This window comes from Zavarzinia sp. (assembly GCF_041650655.1).
Lineage (GTDB): Bacteria > Pseudomonadota > Alphaproteobacteria > Zavarziniales > Zavarziniaceae > Zavarzinia.
The window spans coordinates 35,503-46,429 of sequence record NZ_JBAZKR010000028.1; the positions used below are offsets into that span (position 1 = coordinate 35,503).

6 protein-coding genes are annotated in these 10,927 nt (G+C 69.2%); 3 read left to right on the top strand and 3 right to left on the bottom strand.

Annotated elements, in window-relative coordinates; all coding sequences use genetic code 11:
• Window position 1: 1 nt before the first annotated feature.
• The 3 genes from WC493_RS08565 to WC493_RS08575 all read right to left on the bottom strand — a co-directional run bounded on the left by WC493_RS08565 (window position 2) and on the right by WC493_RS08575 (window position 6,591).
• The gene (locus WC493_RS08565) at window positions 2-2,797 is read right to left on the bottom strand and encodes a [protein-PII] uridylyltransferase (RefSeq protein ID WP_373064563.1); all 2,796 of its coding nucleotides are present in this window, start codon (window positions 2,795-2,797) and stop codon (window positions 2-4) included.
• 102 nt (window positions 2,798-2,899) lie between these two features.
• On the bottom strand, window positions 2,900-5,617 hold the full coding sequence (gene mutS, locus WC493_RS08570; protein WP_373064565.1) for a DNA mismatch repair protein MutS: 2,718 nt from the start codon (window positions 5,615-5,617) through the stop codon (window positions 2,900-2,902).
• Between the two features lie 305 nt (window positions 5,618-5,922).
• Window positions 5,923-6,591: a GntR family transcriptional regulator gene (locus tag WC493_RS08575; RefSeq protein ID WP_373064567.1), complete on the bottom strand. Its 669-nt coding sequence runs from the start codon at window positions 6,589-6,591 to the stop codon at window positions 5,923-5,925.
• 108 nt (window positions 6,592-6,699) lie between these two features.
• Between WC493_RS08575 and WC493_RS08580 the strand changes: the two genes are divergently transcribed.
• The 3 genes from WC493_RS08580 to WC493_RS08590 form a co-directional block, all read left to right on the top strand.
• Window positions 6,700-7,863, top strand: coding sequence for a benzoate/H(+) symporter BenE family transporter (locus WC493_RS08580; protein ID WP_373064569.1), 1,164 nt, complete (start codon window positions 6,700-6,702; stop codon window positions 7,861-7,863).
• A 133-nt stretch (window positions 7,864-7,996) separates the two neighbouring features.
• The gene (locus WC493_RS08585) at window positions 7,997-10,258 is read left to right on the top strand and encodes an NADP-dependent malic enzyme (protein WP_373064571.1); all 2,262 of its coding nucleotides are present in this window, start codon (window positions 7,997-7,999) and stop codon (window positions 10,256-10,258) included.
• A gap of 19 nt (window positions 10,259-10,277) precedes the next feature.
• Window positions 10,278-10,927 (top strand): PAS domain-containing protein (locus tag WC493_RS08590; RefSeq protein ID WP_373064573.1); only part of this gene is annotated, 650 nt, incomplete at its 3' end.

The window sequence follows — 10,927 nt, forward strand, 5'->3', positions numbered from 1 at the left end:
CCTATTTCGCGGCGCTGCGCTTGGCCGGGCGGACGGGGTCGGCGCCGGCCGCCGCCGGCACGCCGGTATAGGCCAGCACTTCGGTGAGCCGCCGTTCGATCGCCTTCAGCTTGCCGCCGTGCCGGACCTTGTGGCCGAACAGGTCGGAGACATAGAAGACGTCGACCGCCCGTTCGCCATAGGTGGCGATATGGGCGGAGCGGATGGTCAGGTTCAGGCTGAACAGGGCGCGCGTCAGTTCGAACAGGAGGCCCGGGCGGTCGCGCCCATTGACTTCGATCACGGTGAGCCGGCTCGAGGCGTTGTTGTCGATCAGCACGCGGGGCACGACCTTGAAGGCCATGGTGCGCTTCGACGGCGGGGTCCGGTTTTCCAGCACTTCGCGCGGGCGGACCCGGCCCATCAGCACCTGCTCGATGGTGGTCGACAGTTTGGCCAGCCGCTCTGGCCGGTCGAAGGGTCCGCCCTCTGCGTCCTGCAAGGTGAAGACGTCGAGCGCCATGCCGTCGTTGGTGGTGAAGATCTTGGCGTCCATGATCGAGGCGCCGCACACCAGGATGGCGCCGGTCACCCGGGCGAACAGGCCCGGATGGTCCGCGGTATAGAGGGTGACCTCGGTCACCGCGCGGAAGCGGTCGATCCTCGTCGCCAGGGTCAGCGGCGCCTCCTCACGGTCGGCCTCGCGGATCAGGCGGGCGTGGCGCTCGGCGCAGGCGGGGTCGGTCGACAGGAAATAGGATTCGGTGCAGCGCCGGAAGAAGGCATCCAGGTCGTCCTGGCTCCAGTCCTTCAGGCGGGCGGCGATCTCGCCCTTGAGGCGGCTCAGGCGTTCGCGGCTGGCGGCGGCATGGCCGCCCGAGAGCAGCGGCTCGGTCTCGTAATAGAGGGTGCGGAGCAACTGGCCCTTCCAGGCGTTCCAGATGCCGGGGCCGACGGCGCGGATGTCGGCCACGGTGAGCACGGTCAGCAACCGCAGGCGTTCCGGACTCTGCACCAGCTCGGCGAAATCCTGCACCGTCTTGGGGTCGGAGAGGTCGCGTTTCAGGGCGGTGTTGGACATCGCCAGGTGATGGCGCACGAGCCAGGCCACCATCTCGGTCTCGGCATCGCTCAGGCCGAAGCGCGGGCACAGGCGCTGCGCCACTTCGGCGCCGATCACCGAATGGTCGCCACCGCGCCCCTTGGCGATGTCGTGGATCAGCACCGCGCAATAGAGCGTTCGGCGCGAGACGAGCTTGTGGATGATGTCGTTGGCCAGCGGCAATTCCTCGGCCAGGACGCCGCGTTCGATGTCGGCCAGAACGCCGATCGCCTGGATGGTGTGCTCGTCGACCGTATAGACATGGTACATGTCGTATTGCATCTGGGCGACGACACGGCCGAAATCCGGCACGAGGCGGCCGAACACGCCGGCCTCGTTCAGGCGGCGCAGCGCCGTCTCGGGATCCTTGCGGCTGGTCAGGATCTGCAGGAACAGGGCGTTCGCCTGCGCATCGGTGCGCAAGGCCGCGCCGATACGCTTCAGGTTCTTGGTGATCAGCCACAGCGCATGGGGATGGATGTCCAGCTCGTGGCGTTGGGCGACCTCGAAGAGGCGGATCATGTCGATCGGCGCCACTTCGAACTGCTGTTCCGCGGCGACCGACAGGCGGTTGCCTTCGACCAGGAAGCCTTCCAGCGTTTTCGCCCGGCGCGACAGGTTCAGGAGTTTCAGTTTGGTCGGCTTGCGCCGCGCTTCTTCCTCCAGGTTCGCACAGAAGATGCGGGTCAGCGCGCCGACATCCTTGGCGAAGAGGAAATAGTGCTTCATGAAGCGCTCGACGCCCCTGGTGCCGGCGTGGTCGGTATAGCCGAGGCGGCGGGCGAGTTCGGGCTGGACGTCGAAGGTCAGGCGTTCCTCCGGCCGGCCGGTCAGGAAGTGCAGGTGACAGCGCACGTTCCAGAGGAAATTTTCCGCCTTCACGAAGCGGCGGTATTCGTCGGCCGAGAGGACGCCCTTGGTGACGAGTTCGGCGGCGTCGTCCACCCGGTGGACATATTTGGCGATCCACCAGAGGGTGTGCAGGTCGCGCAGCCCCCCCTTGCCCTCTTTCACGTTGGGCTCGACCGTGTAACGCGAGTCGCCCAGGCGGCGGTGGCGCTCGTCGCGTTCCTTGAGCTTTGCCTCGGCGAAGGCGGCGCCTGTGCCGGCCATCACTTCGCGGCCGAAGCGCTCCTTCAATTCGGTGTAGAGCTTCTGGTCGCCCCACAGCCAGCGCATCTCGAGCAGCGCGGTGCAGATCGTCTGGTCCTGGCGGGCGAGGCGGATGCAGTCGTCGACCGAGCGGGTGGCATGGCCGACCTTCAGCCCCAGATCCCACAGGGTATAGAGCATGTATTCGATGACCTGCTCGTGCCAGGGCGTCTGCTTATAGGGGAGCAGGAACAGGATATCGACGTCCGAGCCCGGCGCCAGCTCGCCCCGTCCATAGCCGCCGAGAGCGACGAGGTCGAGCCGCTCGCCCGCGGTCGGATTGACCAGGGGATAGATATGGCCGAGCACGAAGTCATAGAGCGTGCGCACGATCTGATCGACCAGATGGCAGAGGCCGGCCGCGGTCTCGCGCCCACTCGCCTCGTCCGCCTCCAGCCGGCGCCGGCATTCCGCCCGTCCGTCCGCCAATGCCTTCTTGAGGCGTTGCACCAGGCCGGCCCGCATCGCTTCCGGCGTCGCCGCTTCGGCGGCAATGGCCTCCAGCGCTTCGATCAGTTCCTTCCGGTCGACGATCGCTCGGCGGTGCTTGACGGTGATGTCCATTCGGTCCTCGGGCTCCTCGACCCCTATAGGTAAGGCAGGGAGGGCTGGAAGTCGATACGGCGACCAGTCGCGGCAGCCTACCGGCGCCGGGTTTCCCGTCGCTTAATGCGGCCCGCCTGTCGCGATTCCCTTCAGGCGATAGAGCGCGTCCAGCGCTTCCCGGGGGCTCATGTCGTCCGGGTTCAGCGCTTTCACCGCCTCGGCCAGCGCCGCCGCCTTGGGGTCGGCGGGGGCTGCGGCCGGTTTCGGGCGCGCTGCGACGGCGGCGAAGAGGGGCAGGTCGGCGGCCAGCGCGGCCATGTCGGGCCGGCCTCCAGCGGGGCCGGCGGCACCCGATTCGAGGCGGTGCAGGACGTCTTCGGCGCGGGCGATCACGGCGGGCGGCAGACCGGCCAGCTTGGCGACCTGGATGCCATAGGAACGGTCGGCCGTGCCTTTGACGACTTCGTGCAGGAAGACGACATCGCCCTTCCATTCCCGGACCTTCACGGTATGGGCGGCGACATCGGCCAGTTTCTCGGCCAGCACGGTCAGCTCGTGGTAATGGGTGGCGAAGAGGGCGCGGGTGCGGTTCACGTCGTGCAGATGTTCGATCGCGGCCCAGGCGATCGAGAGCCCGTCGTAGGTCGCGGTGCCGCGGCCGAGCTCGTCCAGGATCACCAGGCTCCGCGCGGTGGCCTGGTTCAGGATCGCCGCCGCCTCGACCATCTCGACCATGAAGGTGGAGCGCCCGCGGGCGAGGTCGTCGGCCGCGCCGACGCGGCTGAACAGCCGGTCGACCGCGCCGATCTCGGCCCGCGCCGCGGGCACGAAACTGCCCATCTGGGCCATCACCGCGATCAGCGCGTTCTGGCGCAGGAAGGTGCTCTTACCCGCCATATTGGGGCCGGTCAGCAGCCAGAGCCGAGAGCCTTCGCCGAGGTCGCAATCATTGGCGACGAAATCGCCCTCCCGTCCCGGGCCGAAGCCGGCTTCGACGACGGGATGGCGGCCGGCCTCGATCGAGAAGCCGGTGCCGTCGTCGACATGGGGGCGGGTGTAGCGCCGCCGCTCGGCGAGTTCGGCCAGGCCGGCGGCGACGTCGATCTCGGCGAGGCCGGCCGCGGCATCGCCGATCGTGCCCGCCGCCGCCATCACCTGTGCGACCAGGCCGTCGAAGATTTCGACTTCGAGGGCGATCGCCTTGTCGCCCGCGCGGGCGATGCGGTCGGCCAATTCGCTGAGCTCTACCGTGGTGAAGCGGACGGCGCTGCCGAGGGTCTGGCGATGGATGAAGCGGGCATCCGCCGCCATTTTGTCGGCATGCAGCGGCGTCACCTCGATGTGATAGCCGAGGACATTGTTGTGGCGGATCTTGAGGGCGCCGATCCCGGTATCGGCCCGGAGCCGGCCTTCGAGGGCGGCGACCAGGCGGCGGCCCTCGTCCCGCAGGCTCCGTTCCTCGTCGAGGCCGGGGTGCCAGCCGGGGGCGACGAAGCCGCCGTCGCGGGCCAGCGCCGGCGGCTCGGCCACCAGGGCTTCGGTCAGGCGCGCGGCCAAGTCGCCATGATCGCCGAAGCGGTCGAGCGCCGCTTCGAGCCCTTCGGGTGGCGGCGCCAGGTCGGCGGTGGCGAAGAGCGCCGCCACCTCGGGCAGCAGGGCGAGGCCCTGGCCGATGGCGGCGAGATCGCGCGGCCCGCCGCGGCCGAGGGCGAGGCGGGCGAGCGCCCGTTCGAGATCCGGCAGGCGGCGCAGCGCTGTCCGGAGATCGCGGCGGAGCTGGTCCTGGCGGAGCAGGTGGTCGACCATGTCGAGCCGGCGGTCGATCGCCGCCGCCTCGGTCAAGGGGGCGGAGAGATATTGGCGGAGCAGGCGGGCGCCGGCCCCGGTCACCGTCTCGTCCATCACCGCGAGCAGGCTGCCGCTTCGGCCGCCGTCCGGCCCCTGGATCAACTCGAGGCTCCGCCTTGTGGCCGCGTCGATCGCCATGGTCGAGCCGGCGGCGACCCGGCGGGGTGGGCGCAGGCGGGCCAGTTTGCCCTTCTGTGTGAGCTCGACATAGGCGAGCAGGGCGCCCAGCGCTGACAGTTCGGCCCGTCCGAAGGGACCGAAGCCGTCGAGCGTGCCAACCCCGAAAATCTCCTTGAGCCGGCGTTCGGCGGCCCCTGAATCGAAGCGGGCGGCGGGCAGGGGGGTGACGCGGTCGTCGAAGGCGCCGTCCAGCGCCCGGATCGCCGGATCGTCCAGCCGCCGGTCCGACAGCAGCAGTTCGCCCGGGGCGAGACGGGCCAGTTCGGCGCCGATCTGCTCGGGCGGCACCGCCATCACCTCGAACAGTCCGGTCGAGACGTCGGCCCAGGCCAGCGCCCATTTGCCCTCCGCCCCGCCCAGGGCGGCCAGCAGGTTGTTGGCGCGGGCGTCGAGCAATGTCTCTTCGGTCAGGGTGCCGGGGGTGACGATGCGCGTCACCTCGCGGCGGACCAGGGTCTTGCCGGCGCGCTTGCGGGCTTCGGCCGGGTCTTCCGCCTGCTCGCAGATGGCGACCTTGAAGCCCTTGCGGATCAAGCGTGAGAGATAGGCGTCCGCGGCATGGACCGGCACGCCGCACATGGCGATGTCCTGGCCGAGGTGCTTGCCCCGCTTGGTCAGGGTGATGTCCAGCGCGGCCGAGGCGGCTTCGGCATCTTCGAAGAAGAGTTCGTAGAAATCGCCCATGCGATAGAACAGCAGGCAGCCCGGATGGGCCGCCTTGATGGCCAGATATTGCGCCATCATGGGCGTCGCGCCGCTCAGGTCGAGGGCGTCGGCGGCATCCGATTCGGGAAGGGCGTCGATCGACATGGCGGCACTTTAGGGGGCTGCCGCGATGACGGCCAGAGGCATGAATCAGCCCTGCGCGGGCCGCTTACGCCCCGTCGGCCCGGCTCCTGAGTCGCGTCGGCGTGGTTCAAGGAAATCGGGTGGTTTCATAACATCTCGGCCGCCTCCCGATCGTCATGGCCGGGCTCGTCCCGGCCATGACAGGTTTACTTAGGGAGGACGGAAGGAAAACCGCCCAGAGGCCATGGCGTAGCTCGCTCGTTTCCGTGACCAGGCAGTCCTGCCCTAGGCTTGGATGACGAAGATCGGGTATGCCCAAACGCATGCTACCGGGCGGCGAAGAAGGCCTCGATGTTGCGGGCCGCGGTTTCGACATGGCGGGTCACGATCGCGCTGGCCCCGGCGGCGTCGCCGGCGCGGGCGGCGGCTAGCAGGGCGGTGTGTTCGTCCTGGGCCATGTGGTCGCGGCCGAGGGCCGTGAAATGGAAGCGCAGGTAGCGGTCCGCGGCGGCCAGATGCTGCTCGACCAGGGCGAGCAGGCGGGGCCGCCCGGCCCTGGCATAGAGAGTCAGGTGGAAGCGGCGGTTGAGCTCGCCCAGGCGGGCGATGTCTTCCTCCGAGTCCATCTCGGCGATCAGGGCCTCGGCCCGGTCGAAATCCGCCGCGGTCAGATGGGGCAGGGAGAGGCGGAGTGCCGCCGGCTCCAGCGCCGCGCGGATGGCGTAATGGTCGGCCGCGTCCTCGGCCGAAATATCGGTCACCACGGCACCCTTGTGGGGCGCGAAATCGATCAGGGCCTGGGCTTCGAGCTGGCGCAGCGCCTCCCTGACCGGCATGCGCGAGACGTCGAAGGCGGCCGCCAGTTCCTCCTGCCGAAGGGCAGTACCGCCGGGCAGCGCCCCGGTCAGGATCGCTTCCCGCAATACCGCTTCGACGAAGGCGGTGGCGGTTCTGAAGCGCGGGCGGTCGCGCTCGATCAGGCGGGTGATGTCCATGGCGGCACGAGACCATGGGGGCGTGCCGGATTCAAGCAGATTGTCGATTGGATCCAATCCTGTTAGGAAGAGCCCCTGTTTTCGAGATCTCTTGTGCCGGGGATGGCGATGGTCGAGCGGCGGGAATGGGTGCGGCCCCTGACGGCGGGGCTGATGGCGGCGGTGGTCGGCTTCGCTTCCTCCTTCGCCGTGGTGCTGGAGGGCTTGCGGGCCATGGGGGCGAGCCCCGGGCAGGCGGCTTCCGGTCTGCTCGCCCTCTGCCTCGCCATGGGGCTGCTCGGAGCGGTGCTGAGCGCCCGATTGCGCCTGCCGGTCTCGATCGCCTGGTCGACCCCGGGGGCGGCGCTGCTCGCCACCACGGCGGCGCCGGCGGGTGGCTTCGCCACGGCCGCCGGTGCCTTCCTGGTCGCCGGGCTGCTGGTCGTGGTGGCCGGGCTGTGGAAGCCGTTCGGGCGGGCGGTTGCGGCGATTCCGGGGACGATCGCCGGGGCCATGCTGGCCGGCGTGCTGCTCGGCCTCTGCCTCGCGCCCTTCAAGGCGATCGGGGCGATGCCGGCGCTGGCCCTGCCGATCGTGATCGCCTGGGGCGTCATGATGCGGCTCAACCGGCTCTGGGCCATGCCGGTCGCCCTGCTGGTCACGGTGGCGGCGGTGCTGATCGACGGCTCGGCCGCGGCCGAACTGCCGGCGGGTGCGCCCCTGCTGCCCCATCTCGAAGTCCTGATGCCGGTCTTCGACGGCCAAGCCATCGTCGGCATCGGCCTGCCCCTGTTCCTGGTCACCATGGCGTCGCAGAACGTGCCCGGCCTCGCCGTGCTCAGGGCCAACGGCTATCACCCGGTGCCCGGGCCGCTGTTCGTCGCCACCGGCGCGGTTTCCATGTTGGCGGCGCCGCTGGGCGGCCATGCGGTCAACCTGGCCGCGATCACCGCCGCCCTCTGCGCCGGGCCGGAGGCGGCGGAAGATCCGCGCCGGCGCTGGCTCGCCGCGGTGGTCGCCGGTCTCGCCTATGTGGTGATCGGGGCGGCGGCGACCGTCGCCACAGTGATCGCCGCAACGGCCCCGCCGGTGTTGATCCAGGCGGTCGCCGGCCTCGCCCTGGTCGGTGCTTTCGGCGGTGCCCTGACCGCGGCGCTGGCGGTGCCGGCTGAGCGCGAGCCGGCCCTGATCACCTTCCTGGTGACCGCTTCCGGCATCTCGTTCTGGGGTATCGGCGGGGCCTTTTGGGGCTTGCTGGCGGGCGGCGTGTTCTGGGTCTGGCTGCGCCGCTGATGACAAGAAATGAAAAGTTTTTGTGTCCCTCTAGACAATAAATGGAAAGGATAGGATAGTCCGCTCCCGCCGCGCCGCCGGCTGAGCCATTCCAGGGAGCAAGGCACCCCCTTCGGGTGCCGTCGAAAAAGACATGAGCACCAAGCGTACCGCCGTCTCGGACCAGGAAGCCCTGCTGTTCCACGCCCAGGGCCGCCCGGGCAAGCTCGAGATCGTCGCCACCAAGCCGATGGCGACCCAGCGCGATCTGAGCCTCGCCTATTCGCCGGGCGTCGCGGTACCCGTGCACGCGATCGCCGCCGATCCCTCGACTGCCTATGACTACACGTCGAAGGGCAATCTGGTCGCCGTGATCTCGAACGGCACGGCGATCCTCGGCCTCGGCAACCTGGGCGCGCTCGCCTCGAAGCCGGTGATGGAAGGCAAGGCGGTGCTGTTCAAGCGCTTCGCCGACGTCGATGCGATCGACCTCGAGGTCGACACCGAAGAGGTCGAGGAATTCATCAATGCGGTGAAATACCTGGGGCCCAGCTTCGGCGGCATCAACCTCGAGGACATCAAGGCGCCCGAGTGCTTCATCATCGAGAGCCGCCTGCGCGAGATGATGGACATCCCGGTCTTCCACGACGACCAGCACGGCACGGCGATCATCGCCGCCGCCGGCCTGATCAACGCCCTCGACCTCGCGGGCAAGTCGATCAAGGACGTGCGGGTCGTGGTGAACGGCGCCGGCGCCGCCTCGATCGCCTGCATCGAGCTGATCAAGCGCCTCGGTCTGCCGCACGAGAACGCGATTCTCTGCGATTCCAAGGGCGTCATCTACAAGGGCCGCACCGAGGGCATGAACCAGTGGAAATCGGCCCATGCCGTGACCACCGACCGGCGCACGCTCGAAGAAGCCATGAAGGGGGCCGATGTCTTCCTCGGCCTTTCGGTCAAGGGCGCCGTGACCTCGGCGATGGTCGCCGGGATGGCGCCCCAGCCGATCATCTTTGCCATGGCCAACCCGGATCCCGAGATCACGCCGGAAGAGGTCGAGGCGGTGCGCGGCGATGCCATCGTGGCGACCGGCCGCTCCGACTATCCGAACCAGGTGAACAACGTCCTGGGCTTCCCCTATATCTTCCGCGGTGCCCTCGATGTCCGCGCCCGCACCATCAATGACGAGATGAAGATGGCCGCCGCCAAGGCGCTGGCCGAACTCGCCCGCGAAGACGTGCCGGACGAAGTCGCCGCGGCCTATGCCGGCACCCGCCCGCAATATGGTCCCAAATACATCATCCCGGTGCCCTTCGATCCCCGCCTGATCAGCCGGGTGCCGCCGGCCGTGGCCAAGGCGGCGATGGATTCCGGCGTGGCGCGCCGCCCGATCATCGACATGGACGCCTATGGCAACGAGCTGAAGGCCCGGCTCGATCCCGCCGTCGCGCTGTTCCAGCGTGTCTTCGACGAGGTGCGCCAACAGCCCAAGCGCGTCGTCTTCGCCGAGGGCGAGGAAGAGAAGACGATCCGCGCCGCTCTCGCCTTCCGCAACTCGGGCTATGGCACCCCGGTGCTGGTCGGCCGCGAGGACCGGATCAACGCCGCCCTCGAAGCCATGGGACTCGACGCGGAGGCGGGGCTGGAGATCCACAACGCGCGGAACTCCACTCATAACGTCCGCTATACCGAATTCCTCTATGCCCGCCAGCAGCGCCGCGGCCTGATGCACCGCGACTGCCAGCGCCTGGTCAACAACGACCGCAACATCTTCGCCGCCTGCATGGTGGCGAATGGCGATGCGGATGCCATGGTGACCGGCCTGACGCGCGGCTATGCGGCCGCGCTCGAGGACGTGCGGCGGGTGATCGACCCGCTGCCGGGCCGGCGCGTCTTCGGCCTCTCCGTGGTGATCGCCAAGGGCCGCACGATCTATCTCGCCGATACCGCGGTCGACGAGCAGCCCTCGCCCCAGGCGCTGGCCGATATCGCGCGCCAGTCGGCCGATGCCGTGCGCCGCTTCGGCCGCGTGCCGCGCGTCGCCTTCCTGTCCTATTCCAACTTCGGCAACCGGCCGCGCACCTCGTCCAACACGGTGCGGGAGGCGGTCGCCCTGCTGGACCAGGAGGAGACGGATTTCGAATACGACGGCGAGATGATGGCCGATGTCGCGCTCAACCGCGAACTGATGGCGCTCTATCCCTTCAGCCGGCTGACCGAACCGGCCAACGTCCTGATCATGCCCTCGCTCTCGACCTCCATCACGGTCGCCAAGATGATGAAGGAAGTGGGCGGCGCCACGGTGATCGGGCCGCTGCTGCTCGGCATGTCGCAGGCGGTGCAGATCGTTCCGCTGGGTACGGCGGTCTCGGACCTGGTCAATCTCGCGGCGCTCACCGCCTATATGGCGCGGTGAGCGGAGCCTCGGTCCGGCCATGGCGCTGATCCGGCGCCCGTTCGCTATCATCCTGCCGGCGGCCGGCCTCGGCCTGGCCGCCGTGCTGTGGCAGACCGGCGACCTTTCGGGGCGGGGCTTCGTGGTCGCGGGCGCCGGCCTGGCGCTCGCCGCCGTCGCCGGCACGCGCTGGCGTCCGCGCCGGCCAGGTGGTGCCGCACCGCTGGCGCCGGAGAACGCACCCGACGAATCGGCCGAAGCCCTGGCCCGCCTCGAGGAACGGCTCAAAGCCGCGAGCCGGGAGTTGAAGGAAGCGGTGGCCGGCCACCGTGCCGTGCTCGACCTGCTGCCCGACCCGCTGATTCTGATCGATGCCGAACATCAGGTCAGGCTGGCCAATCGCGCCGCCCGCGCCATGTTCGGCGAAGAGCCTGTGGGCCGGCCGCTGGCCGCCATGCTGCGCCATCCCGAGATCCTGGAATCGGTGGACGATGTGATCGCGGGCGACGAGCCGGCGGCCGAGATCGAGATTTCCCTGCCCGTTCCGGTCGCCCGCGAGCTGATCTGCCGGGTCGTCGCCTTCGACAAGGTGCGGCCCGAAGGCGTGGTCGCCGCCCTGGTCTTCCGCGATCTCACCCAGTCGAAGCGGGTCGAGCGCATGCGGGCGGATTTCGTCGCCAACGCGAGCCA